Below are 22173 nucleotides of genomic sequence, written 5' to 3'. Positions count from 1 at the left end.
CCCCACCTGTGTCTTTTCGTGAACGGTCACTCCTGTTCGCGCAGTTGCTCCTCGGTCAGCCCGCGCCGCCAGTAGCCGACGAAGGTGACCCGCCTGCGGTCGATGCCGCGCTCGCGCACGAGATGACGGCGCATCTCCTTCACGCACCCGGACTCGCCCGCGATCCAGGCGTACGGGCTCCCGGTGGGCGGAAGCCGGGAGGCGCGTACGGCGTCGACGGCCATGGGGGCCCCGTCGTCGCGCACGAGCCAGGTGATCTCCGCCTCGGCGGTGACCAGCAGGTCCTGGACGTCCTCGGCGTGCTGGACCTCCAGCCAGGCGCGGACGCGGGTGTCGGCGGGCAGGGACTCGAGGATCGCGGAGGCGGCGGGCAGCGCGGTCTCGTCCGCCCACAGGACGACCAGGTCGGTGTCGGCGGGCGGGCGGAAACGGATCGCCCGGTTGTCCTCGACCGCCGGGCCGAGCAGTACGACGCGGTCACCGGCCGCCGCACATGAGGCCCACTGGGACGCTGGACCCGCGGGGACCTCGGCGTCCGGCTCCACGCCGTGCAGGACGAAGTCGACGTCGATCTCGCTGGTACGGCCCCGGACGTCCCGGCGCAGCGCGCGCAGCGTGTACGAGCGCATCACCGCCCGTTCGGCGTCGGGGAGTTCGCGCCAGCCCTGCCACCAACTGTCGCCCAGTTCGTAGGGGACGGCCGGCTCGGTCTGGCCGGGGTGCGGCAGGAAGAGGGAGAGGCTCTGGTCTTGGCCGTGGGAGGCGAAGGCCACCAGGTCGTCGCCGGCGAAGCTGATCCGGACCAGCGACGGGCCGAGCCGCCTCGTCCGTACGACCTGGAGGGAGAAGAAACGGAACGGGGCGGCTGTGGCCGTCGTCATAAGCGCTCCTGAGTCATCGTCAGGTGGTCACGTCAGGGGTGTCAGGCGACCTTCTTGGCCCTCTCGATCGCCTCGGCGAGGTTGTCGAGGAGCGGGGTGCACTTGTCGTACGACACGATCGGCTCGGGGGAGCGGGCGATGACCTGGCCGGCCTTGACCGCGGGCAGTTTCTTCCAGGTGGCCTCGGTGATGTCGGCCGGCTGGATGGTCGCGCTGCGGTCGTCCATGATGATGATGTCCGCCGGATACTTGTCGACGTTCTCCCAGCTCAGGTTCTCGAACCAGCCGCCGCTGGCCTTCAGGGCCTTGGCGGAGGGCTCGACGATGTTCACGCCGAGCGCCTTGAAGTACTCCAGGTCGATGGAGAGGTTCGAGCCGGAGACGTAGAAGATGTCCTGGCTCGCGGAACCGGCGAGCACCTTGATCTCGGGGCGGGCCTTGGCCGCGGTGCGCAGCCGCTCGGCGGCCGTCTCGAACTTCTTCTTCGCCTCGGCGATCCTGGCGGACTTCTCGTCGGCGCCCAGCGACACGGCGAGCGCGAGCATGCGCTGCAACGACACGGGCATCTGACGGTCGTAGACGGAGATGCCGACGCTCGGGGCGAGCTTGAGAATCTTCGCCTTGGACTCCTCGGGGACGTACCAGAGGGTGCCCGCGGAGTCGAACATGGTGGAGATCAGCACGTCGGGCGCGAGGGCCGCGTACTTCTCGATGTTGAACTGGCCCCACTCGTTGCCGAGGACGGTCGGCTTGCTGACGTCCATGTCGCCGGCCTGGACGTCGGCCTTGCCGTCCTTGGTCGTGGTCGGGCCGAAGACGCCCTTGACCTCGACGCCGTAGTCGTGGAGGGCGGCGGCGACACCGGTGAAGGCGACGATGTTCGCCGGGATCCTGTCCAGCTTCACCGTCGTGCCGCGGTCGTCCTTGAAGGTCCAGGGACCGGACTTGGCGGCGGCCTTCGTCGACTCCGAGCCACCGCTTCTGCCGTCGTCGTCGCCACAGGCGGCGAGGACGGCACCGAGACCGAGGGCGCCGCCGGCGGCGAGGACGCCGCGTCGGGTGAGGTGGGTGGCACGGGCGTTGGACATGTGTGTGGCTGCTTTCGGCACGGGGCGGTAGCGCCCGCCGGACACGTTCGAAGATAGGTTAGCCTAACCTCACTACGTGTCCAGGGGTGGACGCCGACCGCCCGAACCTGTGGGCCGCCCGTGTGCCGACGGGCGGTCAGGCCTTGCCCTTGGACACCACCCACTCGCCGTGCACCCAGTTGCCGGCGGTCTCGTAGCCGGAGCGGAAGGAACCGAGCCGGTTCAGCGCCAGGTCGGCCTCGGCGGTGGACCTGACGGGCGTGTAACTGCCCGCGTCGTCCGCCGGGCCGCCCGTGGTGTTCTCGGCGACGTAGCGGAAGGGACAGACGGGGCGGGTGGCGGTGGTGCTCCCGCCGCTGTTCACGGACCTGGTCGTCAGGCTGCTCGGGGCCTCGCCCTTGGTGACCCAGTCGGTCATCGCGGTCAGCGCGTCGAAGGTGTCCGGGCCCTGGCCGCCGCCGCAGTGCGCGACGCCGGGGAGCAGGAACAGCCGGGCGAAGCTCTCCGTGGCCGCACGCCGACACCCGCCTGGTCGTCGTGGTCGGGCAGCCTCTGCCGGGCAACCGTAATGACTGCAAGGCGTGGGAGGAGTCCGGGGCCAAAGCGGCGGTCGGCCGGACGACCGTGACTGCTGATGGTGGCTGTCCAGGCACCGGGTTGATCATGCCGCACCGTCGCACCCAGGGCGAGGAGCTACCTGGCTGGAAGCAGGAGCACAACCGCTCGCACAAGCGGGTCCGTGCCCGTGTCGAGCACGTCTTCGCCCGAATGAAGACCTGGAATATCCTCCGCGACTGCCGCCTCAAAGGCGACGGCGTCCACCACGCCGTGAGCGGAATAGCCCGCCTGCGCAACCTCAACCTCGCCGGATAGGCGAACGGCCCACGGTCGAGACGGCCCATCCGCATCCACTCAGAGATCATTTACGGGACAGCCCTTAGCGGGCTGGTGTATGGATGGTGTGACAGGCGGCGCGCGTTCGCCTTGTTGCGGCGCATGTGGCATCAGGTTGTGCCCACGGCGCGTGCGCGGTGTCGGGCCGTCCGGGACGGTAATGGTACGGCTGCCTTGTTCGACCCCCCTCATCCTGTTGCATGCGGGTTGGTTGGCGTCCTGCGACAACAGCAGCGCTTCCATGACAGACCCTACTGCCGCAGAGCGGACAGCGGTCGCTCTGCGGCAGTGGCGTGTGGGGTGGGAGTGGGTCAGGCGCCAGTGCCCGCCTGGAAGGTCGTCAGGTTCGCGGCGGAGGAGACGGGTACCGGGCCGCCTGTCCAGTCCACCTTCACGGAGACCTTTTCGTCCGGCGGCGTGATCAGGATCCCTGTGGGCGTGGCCTTGCGGGCCCCACTGACCTCGGGGTTGCCGAAGCTCAGTCCGGCCCAGGCGCTCTTGCCCGGCGCCAGCGTGATCTTGGTGGGGCTGCTGGAGCCGCGCTTGGGGTCCGGTCCCAGCTGCTTGCCGGAGCCGTCCACGAAGGCGACGCCCGGGTAGCCGTCGATGGTGCACGTGCGGCCGGAGAAGTTGGTCACGACAAGCGGGAAGTTCTCCTGCCCGGCACCCGGGTTGTTCTCGCCGACGTTCCCGCGCAGTTGGGAGGCCGTGCAGCGAGTGCTCGTGGCGCCGCCCCCGGAGACCGACGTGCCGCCGGAGCCCTTCGACGCACCGGTGCCGGTGGAGGCGGCGCCCGTGTTCGTCGTGGTGTCGGCGGTGCTCGAGTCATCACCGGAGTCCTGCTGGCCCGACCCGGATGCCGTCTTCGGAGCGCTGGCGGTGCCCTGACCGTCGTTGCAGGCTGTGAGCAGGCTCAGGGCGGCTACTGCACCGAGCGCGGACATCACACGTCGTGCCGTCAGGAAGGTTGCCATGTCTGTTTGCTCCTTGAAACTTACAGCCCGAGACGAGCGTGTGAACGGCGCCGTGTGCCCCGTCATCCCTGTGTGATGCACGCCGGCGCGGAAAAGTTCGCGCGTATCTCCGGGTGTTGTGGGGGCGCCCCCGCACGGCCAGGGGCTGTCCGCCTAGCGAGGGCCGGTCGACGTCTTGAGGGTCCGTATCAGGGAGCCGAGGGCGGCGGGTGTGGTCGTGAGGATGGTTTCCGGGTCGTCGCTTTCGCGGAGGTGGACTGTTCCGGTGGGAGTGGCGGCGACGTAGACGCAGTTCGAGCCGTCGCCGCTGTACGTGGACTTTTGCCAGTGGATGGTGCGCACAGTTGGCCCTCCCACGTGTCTGGGATGAGGCGGTGGATGAAGTCGCGTGACTCGGCAGGGCTGAGGGCGCAGGACTCCATACGTTCCAGCACGGAACGGTACTTACCCAGCTGTGTCTCCGCGTCGAGGAAGTCGCAGGCACCGTGGTGTGAGCCCAGCTGAACGGTGTCGAGCTGCGGGACGGGCCCCTCGACGTAGTCGAACGACTGACCCGTGGTCGGGAAGTCGTCCGTACCGAAGGGGATCACCTTGAGGGTGACGTGGGGCAGTTCGCTCATGTCGATCAGGTGCTTGAGCTGGCCGCGGGCGATGACGGGGCCACCGAAGCCCATGCGGAGTGCTGTCTCGTGGATGATCGCCGAGTATGACGGCGGGTTCTTTTGGTGCAGTACGCCCTGCCGCTTGATGCGGAACGTGAGGCGGTGCTCGATCTCGTACTGCCGCATGGGTGGAGCCACTTGTTGGAAGAGGGTGCGTGCGTGGTCCGTGGTCTGCAGCAGGGCGGGGATGTGGACGATGAGTGCCGCGCGCAGCCCGGTGGCGTGATGTTCGAGTTCGGCGAGGTCGATCAACGCGGCGGGCAGGTGCTCGCGGTATGTCTCCCACCAGCCGCGAATCCGCCGCCCGGTCATTGCGGCCAGGGCGTCTACCAATTGCGCGTCTCCGCAGTCGTACAAGCCTGCCAGGGCGCGGACGCGGTCGGCGCTGAGCGAGCTGCGGCCGGTCTCGATCATGCTGACGCGGCCCTGGTTGACGCCGAGCAGCGTGGCGGCGCCGGTGACGGTCAGCCCTGCCCGTTCGCGGAGTTTGCGCAGTTCGGCGCCCATCCGACGCTGGCGCTGTATCTCCCCGATTCCACTAGCGTAGAGCCGTATCGCCAACCGCCCGCGCCCCTAAGCCGGAAGCGCACCAACCCAGGCATTGGCGCCGCACGGCGCCGACATTGAGCGAGCCCACGCCCCTTCCCTCCCGGAGATGTTCATGGTCACCGTATGCCCGCCCGATACCTGGGCGTACGCCCTTCGACTGCCCCCTGACCCCCGCGCAGCACGCGTCGCACGTATGACCGTGCGGGCCGCGCTCGGCGGGCATGGCCTGCACGAAGTCCTCGACGTGGTCGAGTTGTTGACGTCCGAGTTGGTCACCAATGCGTACGGGCCTACGAAAGGTCCCGCCTCCCTGCGACTGACCGCCTTGGGAGACGGGCGGTTACGGGTGGGGGTGTGGGACAGCAGCCCGTACATCCCGGCGCCCTTCGAGCAGTCGCCCGGGAGCCGGGGCGTTCCCGTCCCGGCGGACGCCGGCGGTGGGCGCGGGCTGCTCCTCGTGCAGGAGTACGCGGACTCGTGGGGCGGCTGGGCGCTCGGCGACGACCTCCTGGGGCGGGGTGCTGGGAAGCTGCTGTGGTTCGAGGTGGGCGGTGACGGGGCGGCGGCTCGGCAATCCATTGCCACCACCGGCGTATGAACGCCTGGCGTCAGCCCGTCAGCCCCAGCTCCCTCGCGATCAGCATCCGCTGTACCTCACTCGTGCCCTCGCCGATCTCCAGGATCTTGGAGTCGCGCCACATGCGGGCCACCGGGTACTCGTTCATGAAGCCGTAGCCGCCGTGGACCTGGGTGGCGTCGCGGGCGTTGTCGACGGCGATGGTGGAGGAGTAGAGCTTGGCGACCGCCGCCTCCTTCTTGAAGGGCTCGCCCGCGACGAGGCGGGACGCGGCGTCGCGCCAGCCGACGCGGGCCATGTGGGCCTTCATCTCCATGTCGGCGATCTTGAACTGGATGGCCTGGTTCGCGCCGATCGGGCGTCCGAACGCGTGCCGCTCCTTGGCGTACTTCACCGACTCGTCGACGCAGCCCTGCGCGAGCCCGGTCGCCAGGGCCGCGATGGCGATGCGGCCCTCGTCCAGGATGCGTAGGAACTGGGCGTAGCCGCGGCCCTCCTCGCCGAGCAGGTTCGCGGCCGGGACGCGGACGTCGGCGAAGGACAGCTCACGGGTGTCGGAGGCGTTCCAGCCGACCTTCGAGTACGGGGCGGCGACCGTGAAGCCGGGGGTGCCGGACGGGACGATGATCGCGGAGATCAGCGGCTTGCCGTCGGACGTGCGACCGGTGACCGCGGTGACCGTGACCAGGCCCGTGATGTCCGTGCCGGAGTTGGTGATGAAGCACTTGCTGCCGTTGATGACCCATTCGTTCGTGTCCGGGTCCAGACGGGCGGTCGTGCGGGTCGCGCCGGCGTCCGAGCCGCCGTCCGGCTCCGTCAGGCCGAAGGCGCCGAGGATCTCGCCGGAGCAGAGACGGGGGAGCCACTCCCGCTTCTGGGCCTCCGTGCCGAAGAGGTGGATCGGCATCGCGCCGAGCGAGACGCCCGCCTCCAGGGTGATGGCGACGGAGGAGTCCACCCGGGCGAGCTCCTCCAGGGCGATCCCGAGGGCGAGGTAGTCGCCGCCCATGCCGCCGTACTCCTCGGGGAAGGGCAGTCCGAACAGGCCCATGCGGCCCATCTCCCGCACGATCTCGTACGGGAACTCGTGCCGCTCGTAGAAGTCGCCGATCTTCGGGGCCACGACGTCGTGGGCGAACTCCTCGACCGTGCGGCGGAGTTCTTCGAGTTCGGGGAGAGGCGGTGGTCCAGGGACATGGGGATCATTCCTTGTGGGAGAGGGCTTTGACCGTGCGGGACGGGCTGGGTCGGCCCAGTCGCTCGGCCATCCACACGCTGGTGGCGGTGAGGCGGGCGAGGTCGACACCGGTGTCGATGCCGAGGCCCTGGAGCATCCATACGAGGTCTTCGGTGGCGAGGTTGCCGGTGGCGGACTTGGCGTAGGGGCAGCCGCCGAGGCCTCCCGCGGAGGCGTCGACGGTGCTGACGCCGTGCTGGAGGGCGGCCAGGGTGTTGGCGAGCGCCTGGCCGTAGGTGTCGTGGAAGTGCACGCCGAGCGCGCTGGTCGGCACGCCCTCCTCGTTCAGCTCGGCGAGGAGGGTCTGCACATGACCCGGTGTCGCCACGCCGATCGTGTCGCCGAGGCTCAGCTCGTCGCAGCCCATGTCCATCAGGGCCCTGCAGACGCGTACCACCTGGTGGATGGGGACGGGCCCCTCCCAGGGGTCACCGAAACACATCGAGATGTAGCTGCGGACGTGTACCTTGTCCGCCTTGGCCCGGGACACCACCGGCTCGAACATGGCCAGGGACTCGTCGACGGTCCGGTTGAGGTTCGCCTTCGCGAAGGACTCCGTCGCGCTGGCGAAGAGTGCGACATGGCGGGCGCCGAGGGCCAGCGCCCGGTCCAGACCCCGTTCGTTGGGCACGAGGACCGGGAGGTGGACCCCCGAGGACCTGCCCAGGTCGCTCACGAGCGGGAACAGCTGCTCCGCGTCCGCCAGCTGGGGCACCCACTTGGGGTGGACGAAGCTGGTGGCCTCGATGGTGGTCAGGCCCGAGTCCGCGAGGCGCCGGACGAACTCGGCCTTGACCTCCGTCGGCACGGTCGCCTTCTCGTTCTGCAGCCCGTCGCGCGCGCCGACCTCGTAGATCCGCACCCGCGCGGGCAGGTCCGGGGCCGGTACGACCATCGGGAGGCCGAGTTCGGGGGTGCTCATGTCGTCTCCTCGGACGGTGTCGTCTCCTCGTACGGCGTGATCACGGCCAGCACCTGGTCCATGGCGACCGTGGTGCCCGGAGTGACGTCCAGCTCGCTGACGGTCCCGGCGTGCGGGGCGGAGATGACGTGCTCCATCTTCATCGCCTCGACCACCAGCAGGCTCTGTCCCGCGGTCACTTCGTCGCCCACGGCCACCTTCACGACGGTCACCGTGCCGGGCATGGGGGCGGTGAGCGAGTCCACCCCGGCGTGCGCCGCGCCGGTGAGGGAGGCGGCCACGGGGTCGTGGTCGCGCACGTGCCAGGCGTCACCCTCGCGGCCGAGCCAGTCGCCGGCCCGGTGGAAGGTGTGGCGTACGCCGTCGAGGGTGACGGAGACCCGGCCGGGGGTGACGGTGCCCGTGCCTCGTGGGCGGTGAGCGACGGGTTCGAGTCCCGGCGCGCGCAGGTGGAACACCACGGGTGCGGGCTCGCCGCCCAGGCGCCAGCCACTCGGCACCGAGAAGGGGTCGGTCCAGCCGTCCTCCGCCGGGGCCAGCGACGACAGCCGTACCGCGGCAGCGGCGTCGTACACCTCCTCCGGTACGTCGCCGGAACCGGCGAGCAGTTCCTCCGCCTCCCGCTCCACCAACCCGGTGTCCAGGTCCCCCGCCACCACGGCCGGATGGGCCAGCAGCCGTCGCAGGAAACCGGCGTTGGTCTGCACGCCGAGCGTGACCGTCTCCGCGAGGGCGGCGCGCAGCTTCCGCAGCGCGGTCGCGCGGTCCGGCCCGTACGCGATGACCTTGGACAGCATCGGGTCGTAGAGCGAACCGACCTCGGTGCCCTCGCTCAGCCCCGAGTCGGTGCGCACTCCGTCGCCCTGGGGTTCGTGCAGGGCGAGCACCGTGCCGCCGGACGGCAGGAAGCCGCGTGCGGGGTCCTCGGCGCAGATGCGTGCCTCCACCGCGTGCCCGGTGAGGGTGATGTCCTCCTGCCCGTACGGCAGTCGCTCGCCCGCGGCGACCCGCAGCTGCCACTCCACCAGGTCGAGCCCCGTGATCAGTTCGGTGACCGGGTGCTCCACCTGGAGGCGGGTGTTCATCTCCATGAAGTAGTACGACGACGGGTCGGATCCGGGGACGATGAACTCGACCGTGCCCGCGCCCTCGTACCCGCAGGAGCGGGCCGCCTGGACGGCCGCCTCGCCCATCGCGACGCGGGTGCCGGCGTCGAGGAGCACGCTCGGCGCCTCTTCGATGATCTTCTGGTGGCGGCGCTGGAGGGAGCACTCGCGCTCGCCCAGGTGGACGACGTTGCCGTGGCCGTCGGCCAGGACCTGGATCTCGATGTGCCGGGGGCGGTCGACCCAGCGCTCGACGAGGAGGGTGTCGTCGCCGAAGGAGGCGCGGGCCTCGCGGCGGGCGGCGGCGATCTCCTCGCCCAGCGCCGACGCGTCCCGCACCAGCCGCATGCCCTTGCCGCCACCGCCCGCCGACGGCTTGAGTAGCACGGGCATGCCGATCTCCCGTGCGGCCTCGGCCAGCTGAGCGTCCGTGAGGCCGCTGCCGGACGAGCCGGGGACGACCGGGACCCCGGCCGCCTTCACCGTCTCCTTGGCGCGGATCTTGTCGCCCATCAGCGCGATCGCGTCCGCGGGCGGGCCGATGAAGACGAGCCCGGCCTCGGCGCACGCGCGCGCGAACGAGGCGTTCTCGGCGAGGAAGCCGTACCCGGGGTGCACCGCCTGGGCCCCGGTGCGAGCGGCGGCTTCGAGGAGCCGCTCCACCGACAGATAGCTCTCGGCGGCCGGCGCGGGACCGATCCGTACCGCCGTGTCCGCCTCGCGCACATGCCGGGCGTCGGCGTCCGCGTCGGAGAAGACGGCGACCGAGCGCACGCCGAGCGCGCGCAGGGTGCGGATGACGCGTACGGCGATCTCGCCCCGGTTGGCCACAAGGACTGTGTCGAACATCTCGGGCACCCTCATCACATCCGGAAGACGCCGAACTGGGGGTCGCCCAGTGGCGCGTTGGAGCAGGCGGTCAGTGCGAGCCCCAGCACCTGCCGGGTCTCCAGCGGGTCGATCACGCCGTCGTCCCAGAGGCGGGCCGTCGCGTAGTAGGCGCTGCCCTGCCGCTCGTACTGGGCGCGGATCGGGGCCTTGAAGGCGTCCTCGTCCTCGGCGGGCCAGGAGTCCCCGCGCGCCTCCAGCTGGTCGCGCTTGACGGTCGCGAGGACGGACGCGGCCTGCTCGCCGCCCATCACGGAGATCTTGGCGCCGGGCCACATCCACAGGAAGCGCGGCGAGTACGCCCGGCCGCACATCGAGTAGTTGCCCGCGCCGTACGAACCGCCGATCACCACGGTCAGCTTGGGCACGCGGGTGCAGGCGACGGCCGTGACCATCTTGGCGCCGTGCTTGGCGATGCCACCGGCCTCGTACTGACGCCCCACCATGAAGCCCGAGATGTTCTGCAGGAACACCAGGGGGATGCCGCGCTGGTCGCACAGCTCGATGAAGTGGGCGCCCTTCTGGGCGGACTCGGAGAACAGGATGCCGTTGTTGGCGACGATCCCGACCGGGTGACCGTGGATGCGGGCGAAGCCCGTGACCAGGGTCTGCCCGAACTCCGCCTTGAACTCGGCGAAGCGCGAACCGTCCACCACGCGCGCGATGACCTCGCGTACGTCGTAGGGGGTGCGGGAGTCGACGGGCACCGCGCCGTAGAGCCCGTACGGATCCACCTTGGGCTCGACGGACTGCTCGACCGCCCAGGGGAGGGGCCCGCGCGCGGGGAGCGTGGCCGCGATGTTCCGTACGATCCGCAGCGCGTGCGCGTCGTCCTCCGCGAGGTGGTCGGTGACGCCCGACACACGCGCGTGGACCTCGCCGCCGCCCAGCTCCTCGGCGGTGACGACCTCGCCGGTGGCGGCCTTCACCAACGGGGGCCCGCCGAGGAAGATCGTGCCCTGATTGCGCACGATCACGGCCTCGTCGCTCATCGCCGGGACATACGCGCCGCCGGCCGTGCACGACCCGAGGACCGCGGCGATCTGCGGGATCCCCGCCCCCGACATCCGCGCCTGGTTGTAGAAGATCCGCCCGAAGTGCTCGCGGTCCGGGAAGACCTCGTCCTGCATGGGCAGGAAGGCGCCTCCGGAGTCGACGAGATAGACACAGGGGAGGCGGTTCTCGAGCGCCACCTCCTGGGCGCGCAGGTGCTTCTTCACGGTCATCGGGTAGTACGTGCCGCCCTTGACGGTGGCGTCGTTGGCGACGATCACGCACTCGCGGCCGCTGACCCTGCCGATCCCGGCGATCACCCCCGCGGCCGGGGCCTGCCCGTCGTACATCCCGTGGGCGGCCAGCGGGGCCAGCTCCAGGAAGGGCGAGCCCGGGTCGAGGAGCGTGTCCACGCGCTCGCGCGGAAGCAGCTTCCCGCGCGCGGTGTGGCGCTCCCGGGCCCGCTCACCGCCCCCGAGGCGTGCCTCGGTGAGCTTGGCGCGCAGCTCCTCGCCGAGGGCGCGATGGGCCGCCTCGTTGGCCCGCCAGGCCTCCGACGCGGGATCTGCCGCGCTCGTCAGCTCCGGTGCTTCGTGCATGTCCCGCGGTCCCCTCACCAGTGGTCCACCAGTTAATGAGCGTTAACGCATGTCGTCCAGGTTAACGACCGCTAACCCCCCTGTCTAGAATTGCTTCCATGGCCACGAGAACCGACGCCCCCACCCGACGCGAGCAGATCCTCCGGGAGGCTGCCCGGCTCTTCGCCGAGCGCGGCTTCCACGGTGTCGGGGTGGACGAGATAGGAGCGGCGGTCGGCATCAGCGGCCCCGGTCTGTACCGGCACTTCGCGGGCAAGGACGCGATGCTCGCCGAGCTGCTGGTGGGGATCAGCGGGCAGCTGCTCACCGGCGGCAAGCGCCGGGTGGCGGAGGCCGACGGGGGTGCGGAGGCGGTCCTCGACTCGCTGGTCGAGGGGCACATCGACTTCGCGCTCGACGACCGCCCCCTGATCACCCTGCACGACCGCGAGCTGGACCGCCTGCGGGACAGTGACCGCAAGCTCGTGCGACAGTTGCAGCGGCAGTACGTCGAGCTGTGGGTGGAGGTCGTCCGCGAGGTGTATCCGGCCCTCACCGAGCCCACCGCCCGCTCGGCGGTGCACTCGGTCTTCGGCCTCCTGAACTCGACACCCCACCTCGGGCGGCCGGGGGCGCTGCCGGGGCGCGGCGTGACGGCGGCCCTGCTGCACCGGATGGCGCGGGGCGCCTTCGCGGCGGCGGCCGGGGACGCCGCTCTGTGATCCGGGCCTTCGATCCGGGCAATTCGTCCTTGCGGGCTCTTGTACATGCGGGTTCTTGTGCGTACGGGTTTTTGTGCGAGCGCCGGCTCTGCCCCCAGCGCCATGATGGCGGCCATGAACGGAGACATGGCCATGAGCGAACAGGCTTCCGACTGGGTGTCCCTCTTCCGCTTCGAGAACGTCCCCGGTCGCCCGCGGCCGGGGCGGCTGATGGCGGTTTGACTGCGGGACCGGGGCATCGACTGGGACCCCTTCGCCGTACGGGATGTACGGATCGACCTCATGTGCGGGGTCCGGGCGGACGGCCACTGGCACGGCGCGGTCTCGTCCGCGTGCGCGCCGACACCCTGCGCAGGCTCGGCCTCCATCCCGATCAGCCGGCTTCGGCACCGGCCGACCCGATGCCGCCCAAGTGGTGGGGTCCATGGGCGCGTTGATCCCCGATCCGTGATCGTGGGACAGGTCGACGACCTTCGCGCGCTCTCGCCCGAGCGGGCCGACCGGGCCGGGTGGGGCGTGACGAGCGTCATGGGGGAGGGCGGCCGATGACTCTGGACGGTCGTCGTGACCGACGGGTAACCTGAGTGCTGAGCAAGCGCTTAGCCAAGGGGTCGTAGCCATTCGTTGCGCAACCCCGGCGGCGAGCAACCACATCCGCGAGAGCGGCGCCGGTTCAGGCGCAGAGAGGGCCGGCGGTGCGCCGTACGGTGTTCAACGAGGACCACGAGGCGTTCCGGGAGACCCTGCGGGCCTTCATAGAGGCCGAGGTCGTTCCCGTCTACGACGAGTGGTTCGCCGCGGGCCAGGCGCCGCGCGACTTCTACTACAAGCTCGCCGAGCTCGGCGTCTTCGGCATCCGCGTGGACGAGGAGCACGGCGGCGCGGGCATCGACTCGTACAAGTTCGAAGCCGTGATGTACGAGGAGACGGCCCGCGCGGGTGTCCAGTTCGGCGGCTCCGGTGTGCACGTGCTGCTCGGTCTGCCGTACATCAAGATGCTCGCCACCGACGAGCAGAAGAAGCGGTTCCTGCCGAAGTTCGTCTCCGCCGAGGAGATGTGGGCCCTCGCGATGACCGAGCCGGGCACCGGCTCCGACCTCGCGGGCATGAAGACCACCGCGAAGCTCTCCGAGGACGGCACGCACTACGTCCTCAACGGCGCCAAGACCTTCATCACCGGTGGCGTGCACGCCGACCGCGTCATCGTCTGCGCCCGCACCTCCGCGCCGACCGCCGAGGACCGCCGCTTCGGCATCTCCCTCTTCGCCGTCGACACCAAGTCCGAGGGTTACTCCGTCGGCCGCAAGCTCGACAAGCTCGGCCTGAAGACCTCCGACACCGCCGAGCTGGCGTTCGTCGATGTGAAGGTCCCGGTCGAGGACCTGCTCGGCGAGGAGAACAAGGGCTTCTACTACCTCGGCCACAACCTCGCCTCCGAGCGCTGGGGCATCGCCTTCGGCGCCTACGCGCAGGCCAAGGCCGCCGTCCGGTTCGCCAAGGAGTACGTGCAGGAGCGCACCGTCTTCGGCAAGCCGGTCGCGCACTTCCAGAACACCAAGTTCGAGCTGGCCGCCTGCCAGGCCGAGGTGGACGCCGCCGAGGCCGTCGTCGACCGCGCGCTCGAAGCCCTCGACGCGGGTGAGCTCACCCCCGCCGAGGCCGCCAGCGCCAAGCTGTTCTGCACCGAGGTCGCGCACCGCGTCATCGACCGCTGCCTCCAGCTGCACGGCGGCTACGGCTTCATGAACGAGTACCCGATCGCCCGCCTGTACGCGGACAACCGCGTCAACCGTATCTACGGCGGCACCAGCGAGATCATGAAGTCGATCATCGCGAAGGACATGGGCCTGTAAGGCCCGCGAAAGATCACCGGAAACAACCGCACGATACAACTGACGCATGAGTCAGGCACTTGAGTCCCTGCTCGATCTGCTCGACCTGGAGCGGATCGAGCAGGACATCTTCCGCGGCCAGTCCCGCTCCGCCGTCGTCCCGCGGGTCTTCGGCGGGCAGGTGGCGGCGCAGGCCCTGGTGGCCGCCGGGCGCACGGTCCCCGAGGACCGGCACGCGCACTCCCTGCACGCGTACTTCCTGCGTCCGGGGGACCCCGGCGCACCCATCGTGTACACGGTGGACCGCATCCGCGACGGGCGCTCCTTCACCACCCGCCGCGTCGTCGCCATCCAGCACGGGCAGCCGATCTTCCACCTCTCCGCGTCCTTCCAGACGTACGAGGAGGGCATGGAGCACCAGGCCGCGATGCCGCCCGCGCCCGACCCGGAGACGCTGCCCACGGCCGCCGAACTGCTGCCGCTGTACGCCGATGTCATCAACGACCCGGTCGTCGTCGAACGGCTCCTCGAAGCGCGCGAGTCCGTCGACCTGCGCTACGTCGACGCACCTCCGTACGGCACGGTCGGCGAGATCCGCGAACCACACTCCCAGGTGTGGTTCCGCACCAACGGCAAACTGGCCGACGATCCCCTCCTCCATGTCGTCCTCGCCACCTACGTCTCCGACATGACGCTCCTCGACTCGATCCTGCTCGCGCACGGGCGCGGCGGCTGGGTGACCGGGGACGTCGTCGGGGCCTCGCTGGACCACGCGATGTGGTTCCACCGCCCCTTCCGCGCCGACGAATGGCTGCTGTACGACCAGGAGTCGCCGTCCGCCTCCGGAGGCCGCGGCCTCGGCCAGGCCCGCATCTACACCCAGGACGGACGGCTCGCCATCTCGGTGATCCAGGAGGGCGTGGTCCGCATCCCCCGGTAGGACCGGGCCCGCCCGGTGAGACTGACGGGGGCCGGCCCGGTAAGACTGGGGCATGGCCATGACTGAAGCGGGCGCCGGACGGCAGGACGACGACGGCGGCGGCGAGAGCACCATCACGGTGATCGTCGCCGCCCTCGCCAATCTCGGGATCGCGGTGGCCAAGGCGGTCGCGGGAGTCATCAGCGGATCGAGCGCGATGCTGTCCGAGGCCGCGCACTCGGTGGCCGACACGGTCACCGAACTGCTGCTGCTCACCGCGTTGAAGCGCAGCGAGAAACCGGCCGACGAGGACCACCCGCTCGGCTACGGCCCCGAGCGCTACATCTGGGCGATGCTCGCCGCCGTCGCCACCTTCGTCGGCGGCGCGGTGTTCTCCCTCTACGACGGCATCCACACCCTTGTCGCGGGCGAGGAGCCGGGCGACCCCCTGGTCTCGTACATCGTGCTCGCGGTCGCCTTCCTGCTGGAGAGCTACTCGCTGCGCACCGGCGTACGCCAGGCGCGCGGGGAGGCGGAACGCGTGGGGGCACCCTTCAAGCGCTACCTCCGGTACACCCCGGACACCGCAGTGAAGGCCGTGGTCCTGGAGGACTCGGCCGCCCTGATCGGCCTCGTCCTCGCGGCGGGCGGCCTGCTCGGCGGACAGCTCACCGGATCCGGAGTCTGGGACGGCATAGCCTCTCTCTGCATCGGTCTCCTTCTCCTGTACGTCGCCTGGGTCCTCGGCCGCTCCAACGCCGAGCTGCTGATCGGCCGCCCGCTCCCCCAACCGGTGCGGGAGCGGATCCGGGCCGAACTGCTCGCCGTGGAGCACGTCGAGGCCGTGCTGGAGCTCACGACCCTCGTACAGGGACCGCGCGAGGCGCTGGTCGCGGCCAAGGTCGACTTCAGGGACGTCTCGACCGCCGCCCAGATCGAATGGGCCTGCGAACAGGCGGAGGCCCGACTACGAGAGGCGTTCCCCGTGGTGAGCCGGGTCTACCTCGACCCGACACCGGGCTACGCCCAACGCCGCCAAGAGGGCCTGAACCCTTGGCCGTGAGGGTGCCCCGGGGTGCTCAGTCACGGCGGATCAACTCCGGGTTCACGCGGCGGCCGATCAGCGGGAGCGTGCCGAGCGCGGCCACCGCCACCGCGCCCACGGCGACGACAGCGAGCGGCGCGAGGCCGGCACCGTCCCAGAACACCGCACCGCCGCCGGTGACGAGATAGCTGGACTCGGCCAGTTTGCCCGCCACGAGTGCCAGAGCCAGGCCGATGCCCAGCGGCAGGACGACCTGGGCGCACTGCACGGCTCGCAGGGTTCTCGCACGGGCCCCGATCAGGGAGAGCGCGGTGATGTGCGCGCGGCGCTCCACGGCCCGGTCCGTCACGGAGACCAGGAACGCCGCGATGCCGATGGCCAGACCCATGACCATGCCGAGTGCCAGCAGCGTCTCGATGACGGCGATCTGCTGCAGCCCGTCGATGTTGACGCCGATCGGGTTGATGTCGGCGGTCGGTGCCACGGCTCCGATGCCGTCCAGCACGCGGCGGACGGTGTCGGGCTGCGAATCGCTGGTCAGCACGTACTGCGCCGAGGCCGGGCGCGCGTCGGCCTGCAGCGCGGACGGCGGGACGAGGACGGCGGCACCTCCGACCGCCGAGGGGTCGTACGCGCGATAGGCGATCGCGGCGGACGGCAGGGTGATCGACAAGGTCTTCTGCCGGCCACTCTGCTGGAAGCGGTAGGGGAAGGTGGCCCCGGCGCGCACGCCCGGGTCCGCGGCCGTGTCGGGATCGGTGAGCCGCAGCACCCGTCCGTCCACACAGCCCTCTGAGTGCCGTACCAGTTCCGTCAGTTGGGCGCAGGTGGCGACGAGGGCGGTCGCCCGTGACTGGACGGCGGAGCCGGAGTAGCGCGGGTCGGTCCAGGAGTCCATCGTCAGCGCGTGCGCGCGGACACCCGGCACCGAGGCGAGGTCGTGCTGCTGGCGGTCGGTGAGGCCGGACAGTGCGATCGAGTAGTCCTGCGCGGGGCTGTCCGGCCGGGTGACCTGGTTCTCCTCGATCAGGATGCCCTGGGCGAGGGAGGCGGCGTAGACGAGCAGGACGAGGCCGGTGACGACCCGCATGGTACTGCCGGGCTCCACCTCGTTGCGGCGCATCGCCAGGTTCAGGGTCAGGGAGCGGGTCCGGTCGGCGAGGCCCCGGGCGAGGGCGTACGTGAGGAGCGGCAGGGTCAGTACGAGGCCGGCGCCGGTCAGCAGGACGCCCGCCGGGACGAGCAACGCGGAGGGACCGTCGCTGGAGGCCGGGTGGGCGGTGAGGCCGGTCACGCAGTAGCCGCTGACGATGCCCAGGCCGGTGACGAGCAGCAGGCCGCCCCACTTCGACGGGGGGCGCGGGACGGCGGTGCGGCGTGCGGCCAGCGGGTTGGCGGCCGCGGTGCGCGCACTCGCCCGGCCGACGAACCAGGCGAGCGCCGGGCAGCCGAGCAGGCAGATGGCGATCGTGGACGCGGACAGGGCGCCGTCCGCCGGGTACCACTTCAGGTCGGGCAGCCCGGTCCTGGACATCACCTGGTTGAGGACCCAGTACTCGCCGAGCCCGAGCAGCGCGCCGAACAGGGCCGCGACGACGGTCTCCGCGGCGTTCACACGCTGGGTGCCCTTGGCGCTCAGGCCCAGCAGCCGCAGGGCGGCGAGACGCCGGGTGCGGCTGGCGGCGGAGAGCCGGGCGCAGACGGAGAGGAAGACGCCCAGGGGGAGCAGGACCAGGGTGGCGAGGGCGAAGCGGAGGATGGTGAGGGTGGAGGGGTCGACGGCGGGGGTCGGCGCGTAGCCGAGGTCGAAGCCGGTCAACGCCCGTCCTTTGTGGGCCAGTTCGGCGCGGGTGGTGCCGACGTACGCGTACAGCTCGTCGGGGTCGGTGAGGCCCGCGCCGCCGATCAGGCCTTTCTCGGTGCCCGGGAGCAGCCCTTTGAGGGCGGGTTCGGCACGCAGCAGGTCGTGGACGCGGGGGGAGACGAACACCTCGCCGGGGGCGGGGAGCCGGGGCAGCCCCGGAGGAGCCGCTGCCGCCGTGTCCTTCGCGGTGCCGGGAGCGACGAAGATGCGGGTGAACGCCTTGGAGCCGTGCGGGTCCGAGCGTTCCAGGACGAGGGGCGCGCTCGTCGTGCGGGCGGCGGAGGTCCGCAGGGCCCGGGCGGCGGCCCTTCCGTCGTGGGCGTCGAGGATCGCCGGGATGGTGAGAACCAGGGCCAGGCAGCACACGCCGAGGGAGCCGCCGGCCGCCATCAGCAGAAAACGTACGCGGTTGCCGCGACCGGCGCCGAGCAGCAGCCGCAGTCCGAGCAGGAACTCCCTCACGCCGCGCTCCGGGGGGTGAGGACGCCGTCGGACATCGTGTAGTGGCTGTCGGCCTGTGCCGCGACCGCGGGGTCGTGCGTCACCAGGACGACCGCGGTGCCCTGGGAGCGGGCCAGGTCGAGGAACTCCTTGAGGACGGCGGAGGCGTTGGCGCTGTCCAGGGAGCCGGTCGGCTCGTCCGCGAAGACGACGGCGGGGCGGTGGACCAGGGCCCGCGCGACGGCGACGCGCTGGCTCTGGCCGCCGGAGACCTGGGAGGGGCGGCGGCCGCGCAGCTCGCCGAGCCCGAGCCGTTCGAGGACGGCTCCCGCGGCGGCGAGGGCGGGCTGCTTGCGCTGCCCGGCGAGGCGCAGCGGCAGAGCGGTGTTCTCCTCGATGGTCAGCTCCGGCAGCAACTCGCCGTACTGGAAGACGAATCCGAAGCGTTCGCGGCGCAGTGCGCTGATCTCTTCGTCGCCGAGGTCACCGAGCGACCGTCCTTCGAAACGCACCTGCCCGCGCTGGGCGGGAAGCACCCCGGCCAGGCAGTACAGGAGCGAGGACTTGCCGGAACCGCTCTGTCCGGTGACGGCGGCGACCTCGCCGGGGGCGACGGAGAAGTGGGCGTCACGCACGGCGAGTTGATTGCCGTAGGAGAGGTCGACTCCCGTGGCGGAGAGGATCGCTGACGTACTGAGGATCTCTGACGTACTGATGGCTTCCCCCAAGAAGCGATCGGGCCCAGGTGTGCAACCTGGGCCCGGGTCAAGCGAGTTCGCTGCCTGGCCCGGCAGTGCCTGGTCTACCTGGCCAGTGCCGGGTCTACCGGCTGTAGTGCTTGGTCACCGAGCAGTTGTCCGGGTGCAGGGAGCCCCGGTCCCGGCACACGCGTATGTACGCGTCCTGCGTGTACAGCTCGTCGCCGCTCCAGTTGACGTAGTCGAGCGGAACGGACTTCTTCTGGGTGCCGTTGTAGCGGTTCCAGTCGTAGCCCTCGATGCGCACCTGCATGTAGACGTTGTGGCCGTCGCCGTTGTCGGCGTCCTTGAGGTTGCCCTTCCACTCGAAGCCACCGTGCTTCGTGCCCGAGGGCCAGAAGGTGTACTGGCCGGAATTGAACTCCGCGCCACCGGTGGTGAGCCTGGGGACGGTGTGCCACGAGGCGGCGATCGCGGATCCTGCCCCCATGGCGAAAAGGCCCGCTGCGAGGGCGCCTACTGCCAGCTTCCGCACTGTGTTCTCCCGTTTTTGTGTTCTGTTGTGAGCCCTGGCTGGTCAGGTCAGGGGCCTGGTGGGGCCCGGGTGGTCATGCCAAGGCCGCGGCGAAACGTAGCAACGGTGAACCAGCGGGTGTGGGTGGGGAGTTGGTGTTCTGTCACCTCTGTGACGTTTTGGCGTGCGGGGTATTTACGATGATCTTGCCGTCGCTTGGTGGTCGTTTGCCGATTTATTGCCGCTTATTTGACCTGGAAATGATCTCCGGATGTCCGGAATGGCTCAGATCAGACCGGCGGAAGTCAGCAGATACGCCGTCAGCGGGTCGTAGAACCGAGGGCTTGTGACGTGGTCGTCGAGGGGGACCGTCACCTGGACCGTGCCCTCCGACTCGGCGAGGAAGAGGGCCGGGTCGTTGCAGTCGGCGTAGCCGACCGAGTCGATGCCGAGCTGGCCCGCGCAGCCGGCCCAGCCGTGGTCCGCGACGACCAGGTCGGGCAGGGGGTGGCCCGCGCCCTCCAGGCCCTTGAGGATCGCGCGCATCGGCTCGCCCGAGTGCGTGTGCCACAGCGTGGCCCCGTGCTCCAGCACCGCCACGTCCGCGAACTGCATGACGTACCCCTCGTCCGTCTGCAGTCCGTCCGGAATGACGACGATCTCGCAGCCGGCGCCGCGCAACGCGGCGGCGGTGGCACGGTGCACGTCGAGCAGGCCGCCGGGGTGGCCGGTCGCGAACAGCACCCGCTGCTCACCGTCCGCCGCCTTGCGCAGCCGCGCCGCCATCCGGTCCAGGGCGTCGACGGTCAGCTCGGGGTCGATGGTGTCCTGGCCGTAGCGGTACTCCGGGTCGTCGTTCACACCGCACCGCTCCGCCATCACGGCGAGCACGTCCTGCTCGTCGGTCCAGCGGTCGCCGAGTTCCAGGCCGAGCCAGAAGTTGCGGTCGCCGTTGGCGAGCTTGCGGTAGTGGGAGAGGTTGTTCTCGCGGGGCGTGGCGACGTCGCCCGCGATACGGGTCTTCACGAGATGGTCGACGAGCTCGGCGCGGCTGGGGGTCCCGGATATCGGCATGCCACCCATTGTGCCGGGGTGCTCCGCCGGGAGGGCGGTTGTCCTGAACCGTGGGATGTGGGTCACGCGGGGGGTGTGTTTTCGGGGTTCTCACGATTCCCTCAGTGCGAACCACAACTCCATCCGTACGTCCGCGTCGTCGAGGTCCGCCTCCAGCAACGCCGCACACCGTGCGATGCGTTGGCGGACGGTGTTGCGGTGGACGGACAGGGCGACGGCCGTGCGGTCCCAACTGCCGTGCAGGGAGAGCCAGGTGCGGAGGGTCTCGGTGAGGGCCGGGGTGGCGGCGATGGGGGCGAGGAGGGCGCGCGCGTGGGCCGCGGCGTCGTCCGGCGGCACGAGGTCCGCCAGGGCGGGCCGCTCGCCGTGGCGGACGAGGGGCGTGCGGGTCGCCCGGGCCCGGGCCAGGGCGCGGGCCGCCTGCCCGTCGGCGGACGCCCACTCGTGCGGGCCGACCGCCGCGCTGACCCCGCAGATCCAGCCCTTCTGCGCGGCCGGCTCGCGGTCGCCGGGGACGAGGACGCGTACGACACTCCCCCCGGTGTCGATGAGCGCGGAGCCCAGGGCCGCCCCCAGCGCGGACGCGGCGACGGCGTCCGGCGTCGGGCCGTCCGCCGCGGGGCGGGCGTGCACGACGGTCCACCGGTCCCCGCCGAGCAGTGGGGCCACGTCCTCGGGCACGGCGCCCAGCAGGAGTCGTACGAGCGCCGCCGAGCGCGCCGAGCCGCTCCCGCTCTGCTGCTCGCCGGTGAGGAGGGAGAGGAGGACGGCCGCGACGGAGGCGATGGTGTGGTCCCCGGGGTCCCGGCGCGACGCCGCGACCCCCAGGACGAAGCCCCGCCCGCCGCCGAGGGCGTACGCGGCCAGGTGGGTGCCGCCCACGGTGTCGGTGGCGGAGGAGGGGGTGGGAGTGGGGGTGGGGGGCGGAGTGGGGCCCTGGGGGACCGCGGGACGGGTCGGCCCGGGGCGTACGACGGCGGCCAGGGCGCCGAGTGCGACCACGGGACCGTCCTCCGGTGTTCTTCCCGCGCGGGCCAGTTCCGCGCCCTCCGGGCCGTACAGCACCGCCCAGCCGCCCACCCGCTGGGCCAGCTGCCGCAGTACCGCCGCCACCGGGTCCGGGCGCGCGGCGGCCGCCGCCAGGCTCTGCTGGGCCTCCGTGACCCGCCGCAGCTCCGCCAGCCGGGCCTGCGCCATCAGCTGCCACACCGCGCGGGCCACGCCCGAGAAGGTGGTCTGGGGCGGGACCTCCAGCAGGGGCAGGCCGTAGGTGTCGCAGGCCGCGACCAGGGCGCGCGGCACCGTGTCGTGCACCGGCGCCAGGCCGAAGCCGAGCGCCGCGCCGCCCGCCGCCACGATCCGGGAGACGTAGTCGTCGAAGTAGGTGCCCGAGCCCGCCGCCTCCGGGATGTGCACCCCGGCGGTCAGCAGCAGCTCACCGCCCAGCAGATACGGGTACGGGTCCGCCATCTCCGACGTGTGCGCCCAGTGGATCACCGTGTCCTGTTCGTCGGGGCCCGCGATGTGGCGCAGGCCGAGGTCCTCCCGGGCCAGGAGGGCGGACAGCGGCACCGGTGGGGTGGGAGGGACCGGCGGGGCTGATGTGACGGATGTGGCGGATGTGTCCGGCACGGTGGACGTTCCCTCCATCGTGATCGGCTGTGATGGATGAAACGTACACTTCAGAGTCATCTTCCGGCCACCTAAGGTCAGTG

General features: G+C 70.9%; 17 protein-coding genes and 4 pseudogenes. 6 read left to right on the top strand and 15 right to left on the bottom strand.

The genetic code is table 11. The annotated features are described in order from the left end of the window. Positions 1–26 precede the first annotated feature (26 nt). The 3 genes and pseudogenes from AAFF41_RS18985 to AAFF41_RS18975 all read right to left on the bottom strand — a co-directional run. Positions 27–881 (bottom strand): siderophore-interacting protein, encoded by an 855-nt coding sequence (locus AAFF41_RS18985; protein WP_319747890.1) that lies wholly within the window; start codon positions 879–881, stop codon positions 27–29. A 41-nt stretch (positions 882–922) separates the two neighbouring features. Next, a complete protein-coding gene (locus AAFF41_RS18980) occupies positions 923–1969 on the bottom strand; it encodes an ABC transporter substrate-binding protein (protein WP_319747892.1) in 1047 nt (348 codons plus the stop codon). Positions 1970–2105: 136 nt separating this feature from the next. Continuing rightward, a pseudogene (locus AAFF41_RS18975) lies at positions 2106–2471 on the bottom strand (tannase/feruloyl esterase family alpha/beta hydrolase); the annotation flags it as partial. 14 nt (positions 2472–2485) lie between these two features. On the opposite strand from AAFF41_RS18975, the pseudogene AAFF41_RS18970 reads away from it, so the two are divergent. After that, positions 2486–2842 (top strand): annotated as a pseudogene (locus tag AAFF41_RS18970) (transposase); the annotation flags it as partial. Between the two features lie 332 nt (positions 2843–3174). Here the strand turns inward: AAFF41_RS18970 and AAFF41_RS18965 are convergent. The 3 genes and pseudogenes from AAFF41_RS18965 to AAFF41_RS18955 form a co-directional block, all read right to left on the bottom strand. Continuing rightward, a complete protein-coding gene (locus AAFF41_RS18965; protein ID WP_319747894.1) occupies positions 3175–3837 on the bottom strand; it encodes a DUF4232 domain-containing protein in 663 nt (220 codons plus the stop codon). Positions 3838–3990: 153 nt separating this feature from the next. After that, positions 3991–4179, bottom strand: a complete 189-nt coding sequence (locus AAFF41_RS18960) for a DUF397 domain-containing protein (protein WP_343324284.1) — start codon at positions 4177–4179, stop codon at positions 3991–3993. Between the two features lie 23 nt (positions 4180–4202). Next, positions 4203–5006, bottom strand: a pseudogene (locus AAFF41_RS18955) (helix-turn-helix domain-containing protein); the annotation flags it as partial. Positions 5007–5160: 154 nt separating this feature from the next. Here AAFF41_RS18955 and AAFF41_RS18950 point away from each other — a divergent pair. Further along, entirely contained in the window at positions 5161–5646 is a 486-nt protein-coding gene (locus AAFF41_RS18950; protein WP_319747897.1) for an ATP-binding protein, read from the top strand. Positions 5647–5656: 10 nt separating this feature from the next. Here AAFF41_RS18950 and AAFF41_RS18945 read toward each other — a convergent pair. The 4 genes and pseudogenes from AAFF41_RS18945 to AAFF41_RS18930 all read right to left on the bottom strand — a co-directional run bounded on the left by AAFF41_RS18945 (position 5657) and on the right by AAFF41_RS18930 (position 11370). Next, positions 5657–6816 (bottom strand): annotated as a pseudogene (locus tag AAFF41_RS18945) (acyl-CoA dehydrogenase family protein). A gap of 11 nt (positions 6817–6827) precedes the next feature. Next, positions 6828–7784: a hydroxymethylglutaryl-CoA lyase gene (locus AAFF41_RS18940; protein WP_319747899.1), complete on the bottom strand. Its 957-nt coding sequence runs from the start codon at positions 7782–7784 to the stop codon at positions 6828–6830. Next, positions 7781–9739, bottom strand: coding sequence for an acetyl-CoA carboxylase biotin carboxylase subunit (locus tag AAFF41_RS18935; protein ID WP_343324283.1), 1959 nt, complete (start codon positions 9737–9739; stop codon positions 7781–7783). The genes AAFF41_RS18940 and AAFF41_RS18935 overlap by 4 nt, the downstream gene beginning before the upstream one ends. Before the next feature lie 14 nt (positions 9740–9753). Continuing rightward, positions 9754–11370, bottom strand: coding sequence for a carboxyl transferase domain-containing protein (locus AAFF41_RS18930; protein WP_319747904.1), 1617 nt, complete (start codon positions 11368–11370; stop codon positions 9754–9756). Between the two features lie 98 nt (positions 11371–11468). Here AAFF41_RS18930 and AAFF41_RS18925 point away from each other — a divergent pair, with 98 nt between their 5' ends. The 4 genes from AAFF41_RS18925 (at position 11469) to AAFF41_RS18910 (ending at position 15885) form a co-directional block, all read left to right on the top strand. Further along, on the top strand, positions 11469–12071 hold the full coding sequence (locus AAFF41_RS18925) for an SACE_7040 family transcriptional regulator (RefSeq protein ID WP_054232883.1): 603 nt from the start codon (positions 11469–11471) through the stop codon (positions 12069–12071). A 695-nt stretch (positions 12072–12766) separates the two neighbouring features. Next, on the top strand, positions 12767–13924 hold the full coding sequence (locus AAFF41_RS18920; protein ID WP_319747908.1) for an acyl-CoA dehydrogenase family protein: 1158 nt from the start codon (positions 12767–12769) through the stop codon (positions 13922–13924). A gap of 46 nt (positions 13925–13970) precedes the next feature. After that, positions 13971–14843, top strand: a complete 873-nt coding sequence (gene tesB, locus AAFF41_RS18915) for an acyl-CoA thioesterase II (RefSeq protein WP_319747911.1) — start codon at positions 13971–13973, stop codon at positions 14841–14843. Positions 14844–14895: 52 nt separating this feature from the next. After that, positions 14896–15885: a cation diffusion facilitator family transporter gene (locus AAFF41_RS18910; RefSeq protein ID WP_388411866.1), complete on the top strand. Its 990-nt coding sequence runs from the start codon at positions 14896–14898 to the stop codon at positions 15883–15885. A 16-nt stretch (positions 15886–15901) separates the two neighbouring features. Here the strand turns inward: AAFF41_RS18910 and AAFF41_RS18905 are convergent, their stop codons facing one another. The 5 genes from AAFF41_RS18905 to AAFF41_RS18885 form a co-directional block, all read right to left on the bottom strand. Then, positions 15902–18193, bottom strand: a complete 2292-nt coding sequence (locus tag AAFF41_RS18905) for an FtsX-like permease family protein (protein WP_343324281.1) — start codon at positions 18191–18193, stop codon at positions 15902–15904. Next, a complete protein-coding gene (locus AAFF41_RS18900) occupies positions 18190–18900 on the bottom strand; it encodes an ABC transporter ATP-binding protein (protein WP_229888821.1) in 711 nt (236 codons plus the stop codon). Before AAFF41_RS18900 ends, AAFF41_RS18905 begins: the two co-directional genes overlap by 4 nt. Before the next feature lie 94 nt (positions 18901–18994). Continuing rightward, positions 18995–19360: a hypothetical protein gene (locus AAFF41_RS18895; protein WP_319747915.1), complete on the bottom strand. Its 366-nt coding sequence runs from the start codon at positions 19358–19360 to the stop codon at positions 18995–18997. A gap of 309 nt (positions 19361–19669) precedes the next feature. Then, positions 19670–20458 carry a phosphatase gene (locus tag AAFF41_RS18890; protein WP_343324280.1) on the bottom strand — a complete coding sequence of 263 codons (789 nt, stop codon included), beginning with the start codon at positions 20456–20458 and terminating at the stop codon, positions 19670–19672. A 90-nt stretch (positions 20459–20548) separates the two neighbouring features. After that, the gene (locus tag AAFF41_RS18885; RefSeq protein WP_319747919.1) at positions 20549–22108 is read right to left on the bottom strand and encodes a PucR family transcriptional regulator ligand-binding domain-containing protein; all 1560 of its coding nucleotides are present in this window, start codon (positions 22106–22108) and stop codon (positions 20549–20551) included. Positions 22109–22173: the final 65 nt, after the last annotated feature.

It is taken from the genome of Streptomyces mirabilis, assembly GCF_039503195.1.
Lineage (GTDB): Bacteria > Actinomycetota > Actinomycetes > Streptomycetales > Streptomycetaceae > Streptomyces > Streptomyces mirabilis_D.
The sequence above is the reverse complement of the archived record's forward strand: the minus strand, read 5'-3'. Positions and strand labels throughout refer to the sequence as shown.